The sequence below is a fragment of the Flavobacterium fryxellicola genome (assembly GCF_900143245.1).
GTDB lineage: Bacteria > Bacteroidota > Bacteroidia > Flavobacteriales > Flavobacteriaceae > Flavobacterium > Flavobacterium fryxellicola.
This window is the reverse complement of the sequence record NZ_FRDK01000004.1, coordinates 69737-90185: the sequence shown is the minus strand read 5'-3', so window position 1 is coordinate 90185 and position 20449 is coordinate 69737. Positions and strand designations below refer to the sequence as shown.

Genomic DNA, 20449 nt, shown 5'->3' with positions numbered 1-20449 from the left:
TTAATTATCTTTCATTAGAAACCTATTTCATTAACTTTGCAAAATATTAGCCATATTAAAAGAAAATGGATACAGAAATAAAATTAAAAGGTGATCGCATCATCGAACAAATCCCTTCAGTAAAAGATAAAGCACTCCGTATCAATTTGAATGAAAATATCTACGGTACTTTTGCAGAGATTGGAGCTGGACAGGAAACTGTAAGACATTTTTTTAGATCTGGTGGATCTTCTGGAACAATTGCAAAAGCGATGTCAGCTTATGACAAAGACTTTAGTGATGCCGTTTATGGCATTGAGGAAGACGGCCGATATGTTACTGAAAGCCGACTCAAAAAAATGCTTTCTCATGAGGTCAATTTAATAGAAAAACGTTTGAGCCGAGAAAAACATCCTAATAAAATGTTTTTTAGTTATGCCAATACCGTTGCCACAATCGACTTTGCCAAACAATTTAAAGGACATGGTTGGGTAGGTATTAGTTATCAAATTGAGCCTGACGAGGATTATAACGAAATTATACTTCACATTCGCTTTAAAGAGACGGATGTTCGTTTACAACAAGAAACGCTTGGAATTCTTGGAGTAAACTTAATTTATGGAGCGTATTACAAGTACAACGATCCAAAACGCTTATTGCGCTATTTGTATGATCATTTAGACAAAGATCAATTAGAAATAGATACAATCAACTTCTCAGGCCCTCGTTTTGCCGATGTTGATAATCGTTTGATGAGTCTGCAACTTGTTAAAAATGGAATGACTGATGCGGTAATGTTTAATCCTGACGGTAAGAACATTCTTCCAGCAGCCATCTTGTACAAAAAAAATATTCTTGCTTTCAGAGGAAGTTTTCGCCCAGTGACAAAGGTCAACATGGATATGTATGAGAAATCATTGAAAATGTTTCTGAATGAAAACAAGGTAAATAAAGAAAATACACTTGTAATTTTTGAAATTACACTATCAAATCTGCGTTCCGATGGAGAAATCGATGAAAGAGATTTTATGGATCGAGCGGAGTTACTCTGTTCACTTGGACAAACAGTGATGATTTCGAACTTTCAAGAATACTATAAAGTAGTAGAATATTTTGCTAATTATACCAAGGCCAGAATGGGATTAGCCATGGGCGTGAATAATTTAGTGGATATTTTTGACGAGAAATATTACCGTCATCTAAGTGGTGGAATACTAGAAGCTTTTGGTAAATTATTTTATCGCGATATGAAGGTGTTCTTGTATCCAATGATTGGTGAAAACGGTGAAATAATTACATCAGAAAACTTGAAGGTACATCCTAGAATGAAAGAACTGTATAAATTCTTTAAGTTCAATGGGAAAGTAGTTGATATTAATGATTATGATCCTTCTATTTTAGAAGTGTTCTCCCGTGAAGTTTTAAACATGATAAATCAGGGGAAAATGGGCTGGGAAACCATGCTTCCTTCTGGTATTGCCGAAATAATAAAAGAACACCAACTCTTTGGCTATGATCCTAATAAAGTTTTGAAAGAAAGTAATTAAAAGAGTAGTTAAAAATTTGAATATAAAATCCTTGATTGTAAAAAACAGTCAAGGATTTTTTTATACTTAGATTTTGTGAACAACACGATCAAAACAAACTTAAAATAGGTAAAAACCAAATTGTTAAAAATTATTTTCACTCCAAAAAGAGTACTCTCAACAGAATCATTTTACTTTTTTTAAATAATTCAAAAAGAGGAAATTTATAGCAGTTTTATCATCAGCTCAATTTTAAAAAATAGTCTCGTGCGCATTGGGTTCAAAACACTTCCATATTTACCTATAAAATTATCAGGTGCGATTACTACACTGATAGTAAAACTTGATTGGAAAATGACTTCACATGGCTTTCATTTACAACTGTTGCACCTTTGTTAAATAGATTAAATACGTTGGTTGTTATTTATTACAAACTCCTAAAGTTTAAATACTTTTTATAACTAATGGACTTAAAAAAAGAACAATTGAAAACCAAGGAATTCGAATTTAGAAAATTTTGAATCTGCTGTGCAATGGGATACTTCGCAATTCGATTGTTTACTGATCAGCACTACTATATAAAATATATTTTAAAACTATTCCAGTTGAATGATGATAACCTATGGATGATAGATATGCATAAGCTAGATAATTATATCAAATTGCGGTAAAAATTCCTTGGATTTACGCCACACTAAAAACCTAAAAAAGCCTCGTTTAAAACTTTTTTAAACGAGGCTTTTTTAGGTTTTAAAGTAACAATCTATTTCAATATTTGTGCAGCGTGTTCTTTGGTTTTTACTTTTTCGATAACCTCATCAATAATTCCGTTTTCATCTATTACGAAAGTAGTTCTGTGAATGCCATCGTATTCTTTGCCCATGAATTTTTTGGGACCCCAAACTCCAAAAGCTTGAATAACTGTTTTATCTTCATCGGCTAATAAAGGAAAAGGGAATTCGTACTTGTCCTTAAACTTGGCCTGTGCTTTGGCTGAATCAGCGCTTACGCCCAACACTGCATAATTATTAGCTTGGAAACGCTCAAAATTATCTCGTAAATCACAAGCTTCTGCGGTACATCCAGGTGTACTTGCTTTCGGGTAAAAGAAAACTACGAGTTTTTTTCCAGCGTAATCGGCTAATTGATGTGCTTGTCCGTCCTGATCTAAGGCAGAGAAATCAGGGGCTTTATCGCCTTTTTTTAATGTTGTCATAATTTTGTTTGTTTGTTATCCGTAAAGTTCGCAACGTTGCTAGTGCTTTTTTAAACGATACGGTGGCTGCTATTTTTACTACTGATGTTTTTATTAATTTTCATGAAAAGCACTACTCTCAAATGTATCGCATTTTACCGCTATACACTATTTACTGCCCCAGATGGTAGTGAAAAGCCCGGACTGCAAAAAACTATTTTTTCTTGGTTCTAAAGAGCGACCGGCAGGAAGCTCCTTTATGACCTTAGAAAAAAAGTTTTTTGAAGGAGGACTTGCAATGTACAGCTGGATTAGGCACATACTAAAAATTACACTATTTTTACACGGATAAAAATACAAAAATGAATAAGCAAGAACGTGTAACTTTTGTTATAAATACGTTAAAAGAATTATATCCAACGATCCCTATTCCGCTGGATCACAAAGATCCTTACACCTTATTAATTGCCGTTTTGCTATCGGCACAGTGCACGGATGTGCGGGTAAATCAAGTTACGCCTTTACTTTTTGCCAAGGCAGATAATCCATACGACATGATTAAAATGTCAGTGGAGGAAATTAAAGCAATCATTCGGCCTTGTGGTTTATCACCAATGAAATCAAAAGGAATTCATGGATTATCTCACATATTAATTGACAAACATGGTGGAGAAGTGCCTCAAAGTTTTGGGTTTTTAGAAGAACTGCCGGCTGTGGGACATAAAACAGCGAGTGTGGTAATGTCTCAGGCGTTTGGAGTTCCTGCATTTCCTGTTGATACTCACATTCATAGATTAATGTACCGCTGGAATTTGACCAATGGTAAAAACGTAGTGCAAACGGAGAAAGATGCGAAACGTATTTTTCCTGAAGAAATTTGGAATGATTTACACCTACAGATTATTTGGTACGGAAGGGAATATTCTCCAGCTCGTGGCTGGGACATGGACAAAGATATTATTACCAAAACCATTGGTCGCAAAACCGTACTTGATACTTATCTCAAAAAGCAAAGTAGCAAAAAATAAAAAATCCCACGGGTTCCATTTAGAATACGGTGGGATTTTTAAGTTGTTTACAATTGAAAAATGATTTATTTTTCAATTAGGTGAGTCCTAATTCGATATAATTTCGAAACTTTTATTGTCTATTTTTATTATGCTTAATGCTTTGGAATAGCCTAATAAAAAAGAAATTGTTTCTTTACTTGGTTTCATCGTTTGGGAAACTAATGATTTTTTTGAGTAAGTTTTTGCCATAAAGTAATACCTATTTGTTTTCTATTACAACGCAGCAACTTTCAAGATATTGTTAATTGGTTAAAACAATTTGATGTTTATCAATTACTTTTCTCAAATTCATCAAAGCGTACCGCATTCTTCCTAAGGCGGTATTTATGCTCACTCCAGTAGATTCGGATATTTCCTTAAAACTCATATCTTGATACATCCGCATGATCAACACTTCTTTTTGATCCGGTGGAAGTTCTTCTATTAATTTTTGTAAATCCATTTGGACCTGATCCGCTATAATTTTATTTTCTATAGTCAACGAATCATCGGACATGATTGAAAAAATAGAAAATTCCTCTGTTTCTCTGAACATAGGCATTTTTTTTGTTTTTCGATAATGATCAACTACCAGATTATGAGAAATACGCATTACCCACGGTAAGAATTTACCTTCTTCATTATAAGAGTTTGATTTCAAAGTCTTAATCACTTTGATAAAGGTATCTTGAAAAATATCATTGGTTATATCTCTGTCTGGGATTTTAGAATAAATAAATCCGTAGATTTTTGATTCGTGCCTTTTTATTAGTTTAGCTAAGGCATCCTCATTACCTGCGACATATTCCTTAACTAATGACGCGTCTGGAAGTTGTATATTAACCATAATAATACTTTTTAGTTGTTAATTTAAATTGGAGATTTATCTCTAAAAAGTAGTTTTCTAGTATAGGCTAAAGAGTGTTTAGGTTGTTAAGTTTTCAAATTTAACCAATTATTATTTTAACATGCAAGTAAAATTAATAAAAATTAACATATCAGAAATAAAATTTGTTAAAATTTTTCTTCTTTTTTTCACATTAACAGTACAAATAGTATGCCTTTAATTAATACAGTAAATTTTATGTCAAGGAATTCTTAAAAATGAAAGAACCAAAATAAAGCTTGATTGTTAACTGATTACAATCAAACCTAATTTAGTTGCAATTCTTTTAGATGATTTTTAAGAGTTATTGATAGACTTTAATATAATCCACGGTAAAATCTTGCGGAAGAATTGTATCGTCCACTTCAGGACCTCCAAAATTACCTCCTATTGCCATATTCACAATAATATAAAACGGCTGATTGAAAGGCCACACTGCTTCTGTTTTATTTTCAGGCTCAAACGTGTAGACTAAAGAATCATCAACAAAAAAATCAATCTTGTCTTTGGTCCATTCCATCGCATAGATATGAAAACCTTCCTCGATTGAATCAAATCTTGTTTTTTTAGTATTTATAGTATTTCCGTGGCTATCTTGCGTATGTAAAGAAGTAAAGACCATATTGGGTTCTTTTCCAATATATTCTAAAATATCGATTTCGCCACATTTAGGCCATCCCACTTCACTAATATTGGAACCCAACATCCAGAAAGCAGGCCAAACTCCCTGACCAACAGGCAACTTTGCTCTCGCTTCGAAACGGCCATATTTAAACTCTTTTTTACCTTTGGTAGTGATTCGTGTCGAAGTGTATTTCTCTCCTTCTATTTTGGCAGTAATTACTAACTGATTTTTAGCAAGCTTGTGGTTTTGATTGGTGTACAATTGTCGCTCGTTATTTCCCCAACCACAGTTAGGACAACCAGCGCCAAGTTCAAAATTCCAATTCTTTTCGTTTAATTCTTTTCCTTCAAAATTTTCCTCCCAAACCAGTTTTCGTTTGGTTTGCTGAGCATAAGAAAAATTGATCACAAGTACTAGTATTACTATTTTTTTCATTTCAGTTTAATTAGAATAATTAAAATCGGTTTCCAATTTTGTAACGGAACTTCCGCCGATAAATACTTTAAAGTCACCCGCTTCTGCTTCCCATTTTCTATTGGCCGTGAAATACTCAATTGTTTTTTCATCGATTGTAAACACCACTTTCTTAGTTTCGTTGGGCTGTAATTCAATCATTTCAAAACCTTTTAACTCTTTAACGGGACGCGTGACACTTCCTATCAAATCCCTAATGTACAATTGAACGACCTCTTTTCCCGCAACTTTTCCAGAATTTTTCAGGTTTACAGAAACTTCGATTTTACCGTTTTTAGCAAAAGAACTAGATGATACTTGCAAATCAGAATAATCAAATTTAGAGTAGCTAAGTCCATGACCAAAGGGATATAAAGGCGTATTCTTTTCATCAATATAATGAGACCAAAATACACTTTCAGGCTCATTCATGACTGGTCTTCCGGTATTTTTACAATTGGTGGCAATTCTTGACAAAAAGCGGTAAAGGACATTAAAAAAATAAAAATGTGTAGTTTTGTTTTCAATGTTATGGCGATGTTAATTATTCCAAAGATAAAATTAAAAATAGTATTTATTTATTGGATAGATAACATAAAACGATACAACAGAGAAAAAGTTTATTGCTGCCTCTTTTTTAATCATTATTTGTGAGTTGTTCAATTCTTTTAGTCCGTTCAAAATTGATTACTTTTGTAAAAATTATCATTTTTATGCAAGTTGACCTTTCAAAATTAGATCCAAAGAAAAATATCATCATAAAAGGAGCACAAGTACATAACCTAAAGAATGTAGATGTGGCCATTCCCCGAAATAAATTAGTGGTTATTACGGGACTTTCGGGTTCTGGAAAATCAAGTTTGGCATTTGATACGCTGTACGCCGAAGGACAAAGACGTTATGTAGAAAGTTTGTCTTCTTACGCCCGACAATTTCTTGGAAGATTAGACAAACCAAAAGTAGAATACATCAAGGGTATCGCCCCTGCAATTGCTATCGAGCAAAAGGTAAACACAACTAATGCCAGATCGACTGTAGGTACTTCAACAGAAATCTACGATTATATAAAATTATTATTTGCCAGAATAGGACGAACGTATTCACCAGTTTCCGGGCGAGAAGTCAAAAAAAATACAGTAACTGATGTGGTTACTGATGTGAAAACTTTTGATTTAGAAAGTAAATGGCTCCTCCTCGCTCCCATTCATTTGGAAGAAGGAAGAAAACTGGAAGACAAATTAAAAGTTCTTTTGCAACAAGGTTTTGCTCGAATTTTAGTTAATAATGAAATGGTTCGTTTGGACGATTTACCAGATTCACTCAGTAAAAAAGATTTATTTCTAATTATCGACCGAATTGTAGTCAAAGAGGAAGAAGAGTTCTACAATCGATTAGCTGACGCAGTGCAAACGGCTTTTTTTGAAGGAAAAGGAATTTGTTACCTTCAAGCGATAGGCTCGGATGAAAGATTTTCTTATTCTAATAATTTTGAATTAGACGGCATTACGTTCTTGGAACCGAACGTTCATTTGTTTAGTTTCAATAATCCTTATGGGGCTTGTCCAGTGTGTGAAGGATACGGTAATATTATAGGAATTGATGCTGAATTAGTGGTCCCCAATACTACTTTATCTGTTTTTGAAAACGCTATTTTCCCTTGGCGTGGAGAAAGTATGAGTTATTATAGAGATGAATTAGTTAACAAGGCATACAAGTTTGATTTCCCCATTCACAAACCGTTCTTTCAATTATCTGAAGGACAAAAAGAATTGATATGGAACGGAAATGAATATTTTCAAGGTCTGAATACTTTTTTCAAAGAATTAGAAGAGAAAAATTATAAAATACAAAATCGTGTAATGCTGTCTCGGTATCGCGGGAAAACCAAATGTTATTCCTGCAAAGGAAAACGCCTGCGAATCGAGGCATCCTATGTGAAAATTAATTCTAAGACAGTCTCTGATTTAGTTGATTTACCTATTAAGCATTTGGTTCGTTTCTTTGATAGCATTGATTTAGATGTTTACGAAAAGCAAATCGCAAAACGTTTATTACTTGAGATCAACAATCGACTGGCTTTTTTAACTGAAGTTGGTTTGGATTATCTTACGTTAAACAGAAATTCATCAACGCTTTCAGGTGGAGAATCACAACGCATCAATTTAGCGACTTCGTTAGGAAGCAGCTTAGTAGGATCGATGTATATTCTTGATGAACCGAGTATCGGTTTGCACCCAAAAGACACGGAACGTTTAATAAAAGTATTGCTATCACTTCGCGATTTAGGGAACACTGTTATTGTTGTAGAACATGATGAGGATATCATGAAGGCAGCGGATATGATCATCGATATTGGTCCCGAAGCTGGTACTTTAGGTGGCCATTTAGTTGCACAAGGAACATTTGATGAAATCCTTAAATCAACATCGCTTACCGCGAAATATTTGAACGGAGATTTAGAGATTTCAGTTCCTAAGAAACGAAGACCATTTAAGAATTACATCGAAATAAAAGGTGCCAGAGAAAATAATCTTCAAAATATTGATGTCACCTTTCCACTGGATGTTTTGACGGTCATCACAGGAGTTTCAGGAAGCGGAAAAAGTACGCTTGTCAAGAAAATATTGTTCCCAGCCATGCAGAAAAAACTGGAAAATGTAGGTGAAAAAGCGGGACAATTTAGTGAGATGTCAGGATCATTTTCACAAATAAAACACATTGAATATGTCGATCAAAATCCCATAGGCCGAAGTTCTCGTTCTAATCCAGTTACTTATATTAAAGCGTATGATGACATTAGAGAATTATACGCCAAAGAAAAATTATCAAAAATAAGAGGGTATCAGGCCAAACATTTTTCTTTTAATGTTGATGGTGGAAGATGCGAAACCTGCAAAGGAGAAGGTTCCATTAATGTGGAAATGGTCTTCATGGCCGATGTACAATTACCTTGTGAAAGCTGCAACGGAAAAAGATTTAAAAAAGAAGTTCTAGAAGTAGCCTTTGAAGGCAAAAACATCCATGATATTCTCACCATGACTGTAGATGATGCAATTGCGTTCTTTACAGCAAATAAACAGGCTAAAATCATTCAAAAATTGCAACCTCTACAAGATGTTGGATTAGGATATGTACAATTAGGACAATCCTCCTCTACACTTTCAGGTGGCGAGGCGCAACGGATCAAACTGGCCTCCTTCTTGGTAAAAGGAGCTACAAAAGACAAAGCACTTTTCGTTTTTGACGAACCTACAACAGGATTGCATTTTCACGATATCAAAAAACTATTAACTTCCTTTGATGCCTTAATCGAAAAAGGACATTCGATAATTGTGATCGAACACAACTTGGATCTGATAAAATGTGCGGATTGGATTATTGATTTAGGCCCGGAAGGTGGAGAAAATGGTGGAAAATTATTGGCAGTGGGAACTCCAGAGCAGGTAGCAAAAATAAAAAAATCTGTTACGGGACACTATTTGAAAGATAAATTATAAGAGTATTAACCCATATAACATTTTTCTTCAAAAGGATTGCCGTCTTCATCAATTGCTATTAGGATTTTTTTAGCTTTTGATGAAACTTGTGTGATGTAAATCCAAGCAATTGACCAAAGTCCAAGAGTCGCACAAAAAATTACAAAATTAAAAAAATGGTCTACTTTTTTTTTCTTTTTTAATAAAACGGCATAAGGCAACTTGTCATTTCGTTCCACAACTACAAATCCGTTACTAGTTTTACTGGCGAGAATCGACGAAAATTTCATTAAATTCTCTTCCATGATAGTGCTGTTGGTTTCCATGTTACTTAAGATAATTAATCCGCATTTGTATATTGTTGCTTCTGCAAACAACAAGGACAAAAATAATAGCAAATTTAGAATCTTACAATACCCACTTTTAGTGATATTTCAATTATTATCAAACAACAGCAACTAAAATTAAATTATAAATAGAGGAGAATGAAGCGTTTGTTTTATTCCATATTAATTGCAGAATTACAAATCCGCTATTTTAGTTTTTTTATAACTACATCAATAGCTTCATTGATTTCAACTGAAATTACAAATTTGTAATTAATATAAATGTAAGTGACGGTAACTAAAACCGATTTTAAACCTATAGCTACTATTGGATTAAAGGGAAATTCCCAAAAATAGAATAAAAGGAATAATACGAATGTGATTCCGAGCGAATATAGGGTTTGCTTTGTAAATGGATACAAATGCAATCTCTTGACGACAAAAAGTAATTTAGCGATACTGTACAACGTAATCGACACCAAAGTAGCAAATGCTGATCCCATAATACCGTATAAAGGAATAAATATTGCATTCAAACTAATCGCTACAACCACTAGAAAAACGCCTAAAAATAGAACAGCACGGTAATACTTTGTATTAAAAATGATTGCATTGTTATTTCCTAATATCAAATCAAAATATTTTGATAATCCAATCATAAAAACAACTAATATTCCACCGCTGTATTCTTTTGGTACAATTTCATAAAGCTGGTTAATATTTACAAAAATTCCTAACATTACAAAACCACCTACTACTTGTAAATTGATTGATGTCTTTTTATATAACACATTCAATTCGCTAAATTTATTATCGTGCATCAGTTTAGCGGTAATTGGATATACAATTTGGTGCATTGCGCGGCTTGGAACTGATATCACTAAAGCAATAAAGGTTGCTATCGAATAATAGGCAATATTTTCAATAACCATATATTGGTTCAGCATAATTTTGTCACCATCCAAAAGCAAATTAGCCACACTTCCTGATAAAATAATATAGAAAGTATATTCCAATAAACCTTTCGCATTTTTTGGAACAGCAATTTGAAAACTGGGTCTTTTAATATAAAATGCGTAAGCCATCGTAATGAGCAGCGCCAAAAAATAAATTCCAGCGGTTATGTAGACAAAATCTACTACAGTAATCCAATTATAGTACACCCCAATTAGGGCAACTAAGGAAAACAATCTCAAACCTACTTCTTTGATAAAATTACCAAAAACCGAATGCATGTGCACCCTGGCCCAAGCGTAAAAAATTTCGAAATAGGCCATGCAGAGTCCGATAAATGGAATAAGCCAAATAAAATCCTTAACGACGGGATTTTTCTTTGATACAAAAATTAAAATATCATCAAAAAAAATAAATCCTATAAAAATTAATGGAATGGATAGCAGTAACGGAAACAAAACGGTAAACGACAAAAACTGAGACCGTTCTTCATCCGTGTTGTACTGAGAATAGAATTTAACTAATGTATTTTGCATTCCTATTGCAAACAAAGGCATGATTACATTAGCTACAGAAAGTATATAATTAGTTAAAGCATAATACGTAGCACCTAAAAATATTGGATATAAATAAAGTGTATTTATTGCCCCAATTCCAAAACCCAAGTAGGTAATTATTGTATTCTTTAAAGATTGATTTAGTACTATTCCCATTATTATCTTTTTGTGAAGTTATAATCAACCTCACTTCTAATTTACATTTTGTTAAGCAACGAAACCAATTGTTTGGTTAAGTTCTTTCGCGAATAGTGCTGTAATCCCACTCCATTTGATTGTAACTTCCCCTCTAAAAATTGATTATAAAATTCCAAAATTACACTTTTTAATTTCATTTTTTCGGAATACTTAAGGAAGACGCCGGTGTTAGTGGTGGTGATGATTTCGGCAAAATCAGAATCCTTTGGGCCAATGGCAATTATAGGTCTGTTCGAAACCATATATTCAAATAATTTTCCTGGAATAATACTCTTTGTGTCTTCTGAATCAATTTCGATAAGCAATAAAACTTGCGATTTCCTTTGGTGTGCAATTGCTTCTGCATGCGAAAGATATCCTAAATTATTCAAATACGGATTCAATCCAAAATGCAGCATCGTTTCTAACACTTCTTGACTCACTGCTCCTATCAATTTTATTTCTAAATGCGCTTTGAAACCAGGAAGTTCTTGTATTAATTCAACCAAACTTTCCCATAAAATAAGAGGATTTCTTTCTGAAAGAAAGGAACCGATATGCGCCATAGTAAACTTAGCGTCCAAAACCTGTTTTTCAACTTCTTCCGTATCATATCCATTTGTTATCACTGCAATAGGCTGGCGCGTAATCGCTTCAAATTCCGTTTTAGTGGTTTTACTAGTGACAATAACAGTATCGGCTGCATTTAAAACCTGACTCTCCAGTTTTTTATGTTTTCTAGCAGCATAATTCGACAAACGCAAGGACTTGTGATAGCCAATAGTAGTCCAAGGATCCCGAAAATCAGCAAACCATTTTAGATCTAATTTTTGTTTTAATTCTAATCCAATAAGATGTAAACTGTGCGGCGGTCCAGATGTTATTATGGTGTCAATATTATTTGCGACAATATAGTGTTCCAAAAAAGCAACCGAGGATTTCACCCAAAAAACACGCGCATCTGGAATAAAAAGATTCCCGCGAATCCAAAGAAACGTTTTATCTAAAAAAGATTGCTTTTTCTGGTTGGGAATAATTCCAGAATTCATCTTTTTAGTTTTATTCTTCGAAAGAAAAGATGCCAGTTGATACGGTTCAAAAATCTTCTGTTTCAGAATAATCGCTTTTTCTGAAACTTCATTTACCAAATTTTTATCAACAATGGGATACGTAGGATTTTCTGGAATATACACAATTGGCTGGACACCAAAGTCTGGCAAGTACTTTACAAACTTAAGCCATCGTTGCACGCCTGGACCTCCAGCTGGCGGCCAATAATAAGTTATGATTAAGATTTTTTTGTTTTCCAATTTATGATTTAATATTCAATTGATATTGATTGATTTTTGAATGAAATTAGTGATTTAAGATCTCTACAAATTAAACGTTTAGTTTCCATTTAATTTTTCCAATTCCTCGATATCTAGAATGTCTTTTGGTCTGTTTGTCGCTTTTTTGGCAATAATCAAATTATCATAATCAATAAAATAAACAGGAGTTTCTTTAATCATTAAAACAGTAGCGTCATTTAAAAGCGAATCAAATGATTTATTTTCCAAACCTTTAACGGCGGTCATAATATCCAATCGCAAACCATAACTCAATGTGAAATCTGTCCAACCAGGAATAAATTGCATTGTTTCAATGGTTTCAAAATCTCCTAAATCAATAGACTTTAATGCCTTTCTTAAATTAATTCGATTCTCAAGAGTGTCTTCTAAATAAATGTCAATATCTCCTGTATTACGATTATAACCATAAATATTTACGGCAAAACCACCAATAGTTATATATCTAACTTTGTTTTGAAAAAAACTATTCCAAATGGCAACTATTTGCTCATTCATTATTTTTTAGATTGTATTTTTTTGGCTGTTTTAATCATATACGAAACCTCTAAAATCGCCATTAATCTTTCTAATCTTTCTAGATAAGAAAGCGATTTGATTTCGACAATTCTTTTAACTTCTAACTCCTCTGGAGCTCCACAATTAAGAAATACCTTTTTCATCATTGCTTTTTTTTAGATTACAACAAAGATACTAAATGAATATTGAATTAATAAGATGAATAAATCATGACGACTACTTCTAAAGTTCTTACATCAAAAATCATTAATCAATATTCTTAAATCTATTCTTCCTTTCAAAATAAATTCCTCCAATCAAAAGCAATAACATGCCAACCGAACTAATCAAGGTAATTGTACTTCCTGTTTTTACTACTTGAGGCTCAAACTTAAATTCTATCTTGTGTTTTCCTGCAGGAATTTGCAATCCTCTTAAAACATAATTCACTCTAATATGATCTACACTTTTTCCATCAATGTAAGAATTCCAGCCTTTTTCATAATACATTTCGGAGAAAACGCCCAAACCTGCATTCGTGTTATTCGAAGTATATTCTAAATGATTAGGTTTATAGGATTCTAGTTCAATTGTTGCCAGAGTATCTTTGGCGAAAGCCGTATTTTTAAGTTCAAACTCTTTATTATTTACAACAGCAACGTTTTTAGAATCCAAACTTGCTAATGCCTTCATTTCTTGGTCAGCAGAATTCACTAATTTTACTTGGCTAACAAACCAAGCATTTCCGTTAGCATTTGGGTTTGATGTTGGGAATTCTTTTCCTGTTTTATCGGTTTGAATCACATATTTTACATCAAGCATATTCAAGATTTCCATATTGTTATTAGCAATTTGATAATCGAATAACTGTTGCATTCTTCTGGGTTTCACAGCACTGTATCCCCCAATTGATTTATGAAAATAAGAGGCTCTGGCGCTGGATAAATTCCCCGAAACCTCAAAAACGCGGTAATGGGAAGTGTCTTTTAGAATCTCAACATCCGAAGGAGATTCCTGAAAAGGAACTTCAACTTGACTACCGCTAACAAAATCTTTTCCTGAAACGTAATTTTTATCAACAAAAAACAAATCAGAAACCATCACGATTCCTATTATAATGATTGCTGTTTTTTGGGCAAGTCGGTCTTTAATAGCAAGCCACAAGATACCTGCAGTGACCAAAATAAAAAAACCAGAACGCAATAAATCGGCACTATACAAACTCATGCGGTCCTGCTTTAATGCCTCGACAAACGGAGGACCATAGCTTTCTAGGAAATAGGCGTCGTTACCTCCTGAAAAACTGAACAGACTTTTACTTAAAAATAAAATTACAATAATTCCCAAACCTATAATTACCGTTTCGTACAAAGCCTTCCATTGTAGTTTTTTATCTAATGTAAAGAAGGACTGCAACCCCATAATCGCCAAAACAGGGAAACACAATTCAAGAATAACTTGGATAGATGAAACTGCTCTAAATTTATTATACATTGGCACAAAATCGATAAAAAAGTCAGTCAAAACCGGGAAATTCTTACCCCATGAAAGTAGTAATGCCACAACAGCTCCGGAGAGAAAAACATATTTTATTTTACGTTTATCAATGAATAGAGCTAAAATTCCCAAGAAGAAAACGACCACGCCAATGTAAGCCGGAGCCGCAACAATAGGCTGATCTCCCCAATAGGTTGGCATTCCAGAAACAAAATCAGTTGCCTGATCTTCCGGCACACCTTGACCAATCATGAATTCAAACATGTGACTGTCTTTCCCAACTGCCTCATTGTTTGAACCACCAAAAAGTCGGGGAGCTATCAAATTGAAGCTTTCAGTAACTCCATAGCTATATTCCGTAATGTAATCGTGACTTAATGCACTATTGCTTGTGTTTTTAGAACCATCTGGATTGTATGTCAATTCACTTTTTCCACGAGTACTGAAATCTGCATATTCAGCAGTAGCCAATAAATTAGTAGCATTTGCCCCAAGCGCTAAAGTTCCAGCTATTGCGAGTATTCCTAAAGAGTACCACAACGCTTTATATTCCTTCGCTTTCACTAATCGATAGATAAAATATCCCGAAAGAATCAACAAGAAAATTAGCAGATAATAGGTCATCTGGAAGTGATTTGCATTGACTTCTAATGCAGTAGCAAACATAGTAAGCAATCCTCCTAAAATATATTTTTTTTGAAAAACTAGAATGAATCCTGCAATAACTAGCGGCATATAAGCAATCGCATGAGCTTTTGCATTATGGCCAACGCCAAGAATAATAATTAAATAGGTCGATAGTCCAAAGGCTAATGCACCAAAAAAAGCTTTCAAAGGATCAACTTTTAAAACTAGCATCAGGCCGTAAAACCCAAGAAAATATAAAAATAAATAGTCAGCAGGACGCGGTAAAAAACGCAACGCATCATCAATTGCTCCAATATAATCGTGTGGATATTTTGCGCCTAACTGATAGGTTGGCATGCCCCCAAAGGCTGAATTAGTCCAATACGGCTCTATGTTATTTGTGGCTCTAAAGTCATTTTGCTCTTTAGCCATTCCGGTATATTGAACAATATCCGATTGAAATATTTGTTTGCCCTGCAACACAGGATAAAAGTAAAGAACAGAAACGATAATAAAACCAAGGATGGCAAGGGCGTGCGGATAGAACTTATTTATTATTTTCAATTTAAAAAAGTTAGGATTACAGTAAAAAGGGTGTTAATAACGGCAAATTTAATCTATTTCTTCGTAATCAACATAATCCCCCACTTTTTTGGTTTCACGTGGTTTTTTGACATTCTCCGAATTGTATATTATTTCATCTTTACTTTGCTTAGTATTCCACGTATTCTGTTGTTGCTGTTGCATATTTTGCCCTGCTTTTTCTACAACTTTTTTTACAATTAATGGCAAAAACAATTTTGCCAAAAACCTAAAAATATAGTAGAAAGCGATCATATAAAAAAGTGCTTTTATAAAACCAGTAAAGGAAGCTGTTTGCATAAATGTATAATTTTTTTCAAAATTAATAAATCCAACACTCAAAATTAAAATTTCATTCTTAAATAAATAATAAAATATAGTACATTTGAAAAGCGTTGTCTCTTTTTAATTAAAATACCACTATGCAAAAAATAAAAATCTTACTTGCAACCGTCCTTTTAGCGATTCCAAGCATTCTTTATGGACAACATACCGATCAAATTAACTCTAATAGACCAGGTGAAACTATGTCTGCTTACTCCGTTGGGAAATCAGTGATTCAAATAGAAACAGGCTTATATGCAATCAAACAAAAACACAGTCTACTAAATTATGATGCCAATGGTTTTGGAATTGATGCTACACTACGCTGGGGACTATTCATGGAAAGGCTCGAATTGATAGCAGACATACAATACCAAAACGAGAAATACAACGCATTATTTAACAACTCCAACATAGCTGACTTCAAACAAACGGTTTTAGGAGCTAAGTTTTTAATTTACGACCCTTTTAAAAACTATGAGAAAAAAGTAAATATTTACAGCTGGAAAGCCAATAGAAAATTTAATTGGCGCCAATTACTCCCTGCCGTTTCCTTATTTGCTGGAGCCAATTTTACGATGGCCGATAATCCGTACGCTTTTTCTCCAGAAGCCAGCATATCGCCAAAAATCATGTTGATCACCCAAAATCACTTAGGTGATGGCAAATGGGTTTTTGTGACTAACATCATTGCAGACTATGTAACGACCGATTTTCCAAGTTATGGCTATGTAGTAACGTTAACGCGAGGGTTTAATGACAAATGGTCTGGATTTGTAGAAAACCAAGGGTTTAAGAGTGATTTTTACAGCGATGCCATCGTTCGTGGAGGTGCGGCTTATTTAATAAACAAAGACCTGCAAATTGATGCGTCCATAAGCACAAGCCTTAAGGACACACCATCTATCGTTTATGGAGGAATTGGTTTTTCTTGGCGCTATGATGCTAATTATAAAGAAATACGCATAAATATTGACAATAATGATTCTGGTAAAAAAGCAGAGAAAAGAGCCAAAAAGACAAAAAAAGGATAATATAGAATTTCAAAAAATAGCATGATTACAATAAAAGAAGCGACTACTAAAAGTGAATTAACAGCGTATATAAAATTTCCTTTTTCTTTATACAAAGACAACAAATATTGGGTATCACCAATCATTGCAGACGAATTAGAGACCTTTGATAAAACAAAAAACCCTGCTTTCGAAGATGCTGAGGCCTATTTTTTCTTAGCCTACAAAGACAATTCAATTGTAGGGCGTATTGCTGCAATAATAAATTGGAAAGAAGTAAAAGATCAACAAAAAATGAAAGTCCGTTTTGGTTGGTTTGATACCATTGACGATATTGAGGTAACAAAAGCATTACTTGAAAAAGTATACGAATTGGGGCGAAAAAACAACTTAGAGTATGTTGAAGGTCCAATGGGGTTTTCAAACTTGGACAAAGTTGGTGTGCTAACTGAAGGTTTTGACGAAATTGGAACCATGATCACGTGGTACAATCATCCGTATTATGCGGAACATTTTGAAAAGCTGGGTTACATCAAAGAGAAAGAATATATTGAAAGTAAATTTCCCTTCGCCAATGTAAAACCTGAATTTTTCAAAAAGGCCAACGATTTAGTGAAGAAAAGATATCAATTAGCTCCATTAAATTTTAAAACTACCAAAGAAATAATGCCGCATGTGGATAAAATGTTTGATTTATTCAATGAATCTTATGCCTCGTTATCCTCTTTTGTGGCAATTTCAGATACCCAAAAAGAATATTTCAAGAAAAACTATATCAGCTTTATCAATCCCGAATATGTCAAATTCGTGGAAGACAAAGATCATAATATTGTAGCTTTTAGTATCGTGATGCCTGATTTTGCTGAAGCTTTGAAAAAATCGAAAGGAAAATTATTTCCTTTTGGATTTTTGCATTTGCTAAAGGCTAAAAAGCAAAGCAAAAGTGTCATTTTTTATTTAATAGGTGTTCATCCTGACTATCAAAACAAGGCGGTAACCGCAATAATTTTCAATGAATACTACGAGACCTTCACTGAAAAGGGAATTATAAACTGCTTCAGAACTCCTGAGCTAGCTGATAATGCAGCTAGTATCAACTTATGGAAGCATTTTTATCCCGTGATTCACAAACGAAGATGTACTTTTCGGAAAGAATTATCGTAGATCCTAGAGATAAAATCCCATTTACCAATGGGATTTTCTTATTCTACTTTATTCTCGGTTTTGGCTCCCTCTCCTTCGTAGAGGATTGGGGTTAGGATTTACAATCCACTTTTGACAAAACGCTTTTTCCATCGAATTTTAATTGTTTTATATCTTTGAAAATTACTTTTCCGGAGGCCACTTCGACAACATCTCCATAACCTTCTACATATATGTTTCCTTTTCTCAAGAAAACGACTTGACGAACGGATGAAATACCTTTAGACATAAAAGTATAGTCAGCAACAAGCGTATCGCCTTTTAATACTCCAATAAGTGTTCCTTCATTTTTATCTTTTTCGTAAAAATTATAGCTTAATTTTCCTGAGGTAACCTGATTTCCTTTGACCATCAGTTGCATCAAAATGGTGTCTTTTTTTATATTTCCGCTGTAACATTCTTGAGAAACAGTTTCTTCAATATCTATTTTTTCTGGAGTTACATCGGTTTCTTATTCTTTTTTACAAGAAACAAGAACACTCACTATAGCCAGACCTAATGCAATTACTTTTTTCATACTCCTTTTTTTTAATTTTAATAAATATAAGTTAGTTCCATTGTATTAGAACCAAAAAAATCTCAGTCGCCGTGACGAATGAGATTTTTTTTATTTTAATTTTCATTCTTCTCGTCAAAGATATTTGGAACGAAGGAATGATTGGTGGACTATGCGTCTAGATCGACTTTAGTTCGAGATGCAATTTCTTTGTAAGTTCCATTTTCTAATTTTTCACGAATCGCTTCAAAGGCAGTAAGAGTTTCCTCTACATCTGATAACGTATGAGACGTGGTAGGAATCATTCTCAACAAGATAATTCCTTTTGGTATCACTGGATAGATTACAATAGATAAGAAAATACCGTAATTCTCTCTTAAATCGTTTACCATAATCATTGCTTCGGGCACACTTCCTTCAAGATATACAGGAGTCACACAAGTATTCGTATCTCCAATATTAAAGTTACGTTCTCTCAATCCGTTTTGTAATGCATTTACATTTTCCCACAATTTATCTTTTAATTCTGGGTGATTACGCAACAATTCTAATCGCTTCAACGAACCAATTGTTTGTATCATTGGTAATGCCTTAGCAAACATTTGCGAACGCAAATTATACTTCAAATAGTCAATAATATCTTTATCAGCGGCTATGAAAGCACCAATATTAGCCATCGATTTTGCAAAAGTAGAGAAATAAACATCTATACCATCTTGGCAACCTTGCTCCTCACCTGCTCCAGCTCCTGTTTTTCCAAGTGTACCAAAACCGTGCGCATCATCAACCAACAAACGGAAATTATATTTTTCCTTCATGGCAACAATTTCCTTCAATTTCCCTTGTTGTCCACGCATTCCAAAAACACCTTCGGTAATAAAAAGAATTCCTCCTCCTGTTACTTCCGCTAATTTTGTAGCACGTTGCAAGTTTTTTTCCATACTTGCTAGGTCATTGTGTCGGTATGTAAAACGTTTCCCCATGTGCAAACGAACTCCATCAATAATACAAGCATGAGCATCAACATCATATACAATTACATCATTTTTTGTAGCTAGAGCATCAATTGTAGACATAATTCCTTGGTATCCAAAATTCAATAAATAAGCGGATTCTTTCATAACAAAAGCCGCTAATTCATTTTCTAATTGCTCGTGATATTTGGTATGTCCACTCATCATGCGCGCTCCCATTGGGTATGCTGCGCCATATTGTGCAGCCGCTTCTGTATCAGCCTTACGTACTTCAGGGTGATTGGCTAGCCCTAAATAATCATTCAAACTCCAATTTAAAATATCTTTTCCACCAAACTGCATTCTTGGACCAAGCTCCCCTTCTAATTTTGGAAAAACAAAATAACCTTCTGCTTGTGAAGCCCATTTCCCTAGCGGTCCTTTATTGTTTTGAATCCTTTCGAATAAATCTTTTACCATAATATATCAAGTAATAATTTTAATTTTAAGAAGTTGCAAAAATAATTATTTAAATTTTATAAAGGACTTGAAAGTAAATTTATTTTTCAAGCTTTAACTTTATACTTTTTTGAAACTAATACCACTCCCAGATAATACCATTTATGATGTCCAGAAAAAGAGCTTTATCTCTCGCCAAAACGGTACAAAAGGACGCCTCTCACCATCAGGATGAATTAGGACTT

Annotated in this window: 19 protein-coding genes; 5 read left to right on the top strand and 14 right to left on the bottom strand. The window is 33.8% G+C overall.

Annotated elements, in window-relative coordinates:
* Window positions 1-65 precede the first annotated feature (65 nt).
* Window positions 66-1526, top strand: a complete 1461-nt coding sequence (locus tag BUA03_RS08235; protein ID WP_066077674.1) for a TonB-dependent receptor — start codon at window positions 66-68, stop codon at window positions 1524-1526.
* A 742-nt stretch (window positions 1527-2268) separates the two neighbouring features.
* Here the strand turns inward: BUA03_RS08235 and bcp are convergent.
* Window positions 2269-2721, bottom strand: coding sequence for a thioredoxin-dependent thiol peroxidase (gene bcp / locus BUA03_RS08230; protein WP_066081693.1), 453 nt, complete (start codon window positions 2719-2721; stop codon window positions 2269-2271).
* Between the two features lie 341 nt (window positions 2722-3062).
* On the opposite strand from bcp, the gene BUA03_RS08225 reads away from it, so the two are divergent.
* On the top strand, window positions 3063-3728 hold the full coding sequence (locus BUA03_RS08225; protein ID WP_066081695.1) for an endonuclease III domain-containing protein: 666 nt from the start codon (window positions 3063-3065) through the stop codon (window positions 3726-3728).
* Window positions 3729-3815: 87 nt separating this feature from the next.
* On the opposite strand, the gene BUA03_RS16675 is transcribed toward BUA03_RS08225, so the two are convergent.
* The 4 genes from BUA03_RS16675 to BUA03_RS08210 form a co-directional block, all read right to left on the bottom strand.
* Window positions 3816-3959 carry a hypothetical protein gene (locus tag BUA03_RS16675; protein ID WP_165930086.1) on the bottom strand — a complete coding sequence of 48 codons (144 nt, stop codon included), beginning with the start codon at window positions 3957-3959 and terminating at the stop codon, window positions 3816-3818.
* Window positions 3960-4011: 52 nt separating this feature from the next.
* Window positions 4012-4596 carry an RNA polymerase sigma factor gene (locus tag BUA03_RS08220; RefSeq protein WP_066081697.1) on the bottom strand — a complete coding sequence of 195 codons (585 nt, stop codon included), beginning with the start codon at window positions 4594-4596 and terminating at the stop codon, window positions 4012-4014.
* Window positions 4597-4939: 343 nt separating this feature from the next.
* Window positions 4940-5695, bottom strand: coding sequence for a glycoside hydrolase family 16 protein (locus BUA03_RS08215; RefSeq protein WP_066081699.1), 756 nt, complete (start codon window positions 5693-5695; stop codon window positions 4940-4942).
* A 6-nt stretch (window positions 5696-5701) separates the two neighbouring features.
* Entirely contained in the window at window positions 5702-6190 is a 489-nt protein-coding gene (locus BUA03_RS08210; RefSeq protein WP_066081701.1) for a fibronectin type III-like domain-contianing protein, read from the bottom strand.
* 236 nt (window positions 6191-6426) lie between these two features.
* Here BUA03_RS08210 and uvrA point away from each other — a divergent pair, with 236 nt between their 5' ends.
* The gene (gene uvrA, locus BUA03_RS08205; protein ID WP_066081703.1) at window positions 6427-9210 is read left to right on the top strand and encodes an excinuclease ABC subunit UvrA; all 2784 of its coding nucleotides are present in this window, start codon (window positions 6427-6429) and stop codon (window positions 9208-9210) included.
* A gap of 5 nt (window positions 9211-9215) precedes the next feature.
* Here uvrA and BUA03_RS08200 read toward each other — a convergent pair whose 3' ends face one another.
* From BUA03_RS08200 to BUA03_RS08175, 7 genes are all read right to left on the bottom strand, one after another.
* A complete protein-coding gene (locus BUA03_RS08200) occupies window positions 9216-9494 on the bottom strand; it encodes a hypothetical protein (RefSeq protein WP_245792591.1) in 279 nt (92 codons plus the stop codon).
* Between the two features lie 227 nt (window positions 9495-9721).
* A complete protein-coding gene (locus BUA03_RS08195; protein WP_066081706.1) occupies window positions 9722-11182 on the bottom strand; it encodes a lipopolysaccharide biosynthesis protein in 1461 nt (486 codons plus the stop codon).
* A 41-nt stretch (window positions 11183-11223) separates the two neighbouring features.
* Window positions 11224-12513, bottom strand: a complete 1290-nt coding sequence (locus BUA03_RS08190) for a glycosyltransferase family 4 protein (RefSeq protein WP_066081709.1) — start codon at window positions 12511-12513, stop codon at window positions 11224-11226.
* Window positions 12514-12591: 78 nt separating this feature from the next.
* Window positions 12592-13050, bottom strand: coding sequence for a hypothetical protein (locus BUA03_RS08185; RefSeq protein ID WP_066081711.1), 459 nt, complete (start codon window positions 13048-13050; stop codon window positions 12592-12594).
* Window positions 13050-13217, bottom strand: a complete 168-nt coding sequence (locus BUA03_RS16670) for a hypothetical protein (protein ID WP_157492208.1) — start codon at window positions 13215-13217, stop codon at window positions 13050-13052. Before BUA03_RS16670 ends, BUA03_RS08185 begins: the two co-directional genes overlap by 1 nt.
* Before the next feature lie 100 nt (window positions 13218-13317).
* A complete protein-coding gene (locus tag BUA03_RS08180) occupies window positions 13318-15738 on the bottom strand; it encodes a YfhO family protein (protein ID WP_066081713.1) in 2421 nt (806 codons plus the stop codon).
* Between the two features lie 48 nt (window positions 15739-15786).
* Entirely contained in the window at window positions 15787-16056 is a 270-nt protein-coding gene (locus tag BUA03_RS08175; RefSeq protein WP_066081840.1) for a DUF4834 domain-containing protein, read from the bottom strand.
* Window positions 16057-16178: 122 nt separating this feature from the next.
* On the opposite strand from BUA03_RS08175, the gene BUA03_RS08170 reads away from it, so the two are divergent.
* Both BUA03_RS08170 and BUA03_RS08165 read left to right on the top strand, forming a co-directional pair.
* Window positions 16179-17114 (top strand): transporter, encoded by a 936-nt coding sequence (locus tag BUA03_RS08170; RefSeq protein WP_066081715.1) that lies wholly within the window; start codon window positions 16179-16181, stop codon window positions 17112-17114.
* A gap of 21 nt (window positions 17115-17135) precedes the next feature.
* Window positions 17136-18257 carry a GTP cyclohydrolase gene (locus tag BUA03_RS08165; RefSeq protein WP_066081717.1) on the top strand — a complete coding sequence of 374 codons (1122 nt, stop codon included), beginning with the start codon at window positions 17136-17138 and terminating at the stop codon, window positions 18255-18257.
* A gap of 91 nt (window positions 18258-18348) precedes the next feature.
* Here BUA03_RS08165 and BUA03_RS08160 read toward each other — a convergent pair whose 3' ends face one another.
* The gene (locus BUA03_RS08160) at window positions 18349-18660 is read right to left on the bottom strand and encodes a hypothetical protein (protein WP_245792589.1); all 312 of its coding nucleotides are present in this window, start codon (window positions 18658-18660) and stop codon (window positions 18349-18351) included.
* Between the two features lie 302 nt (window positions 18661-18962).
* The gene (locus tag BUA03_RS08155; protein WP_066081719.1) at window positions 18963-20225 is read right to left on the bottom strand and encodes a cysteate-C-fatty acyltransferase; all 1263 of its coding nucleotides are present in this window, start codon (window positions 20223-20225) and stop codon (window positions 18963-18965) included.
* Between the last annotated feature and the right edge of the window lie 224 nt (window positions 20226-20449).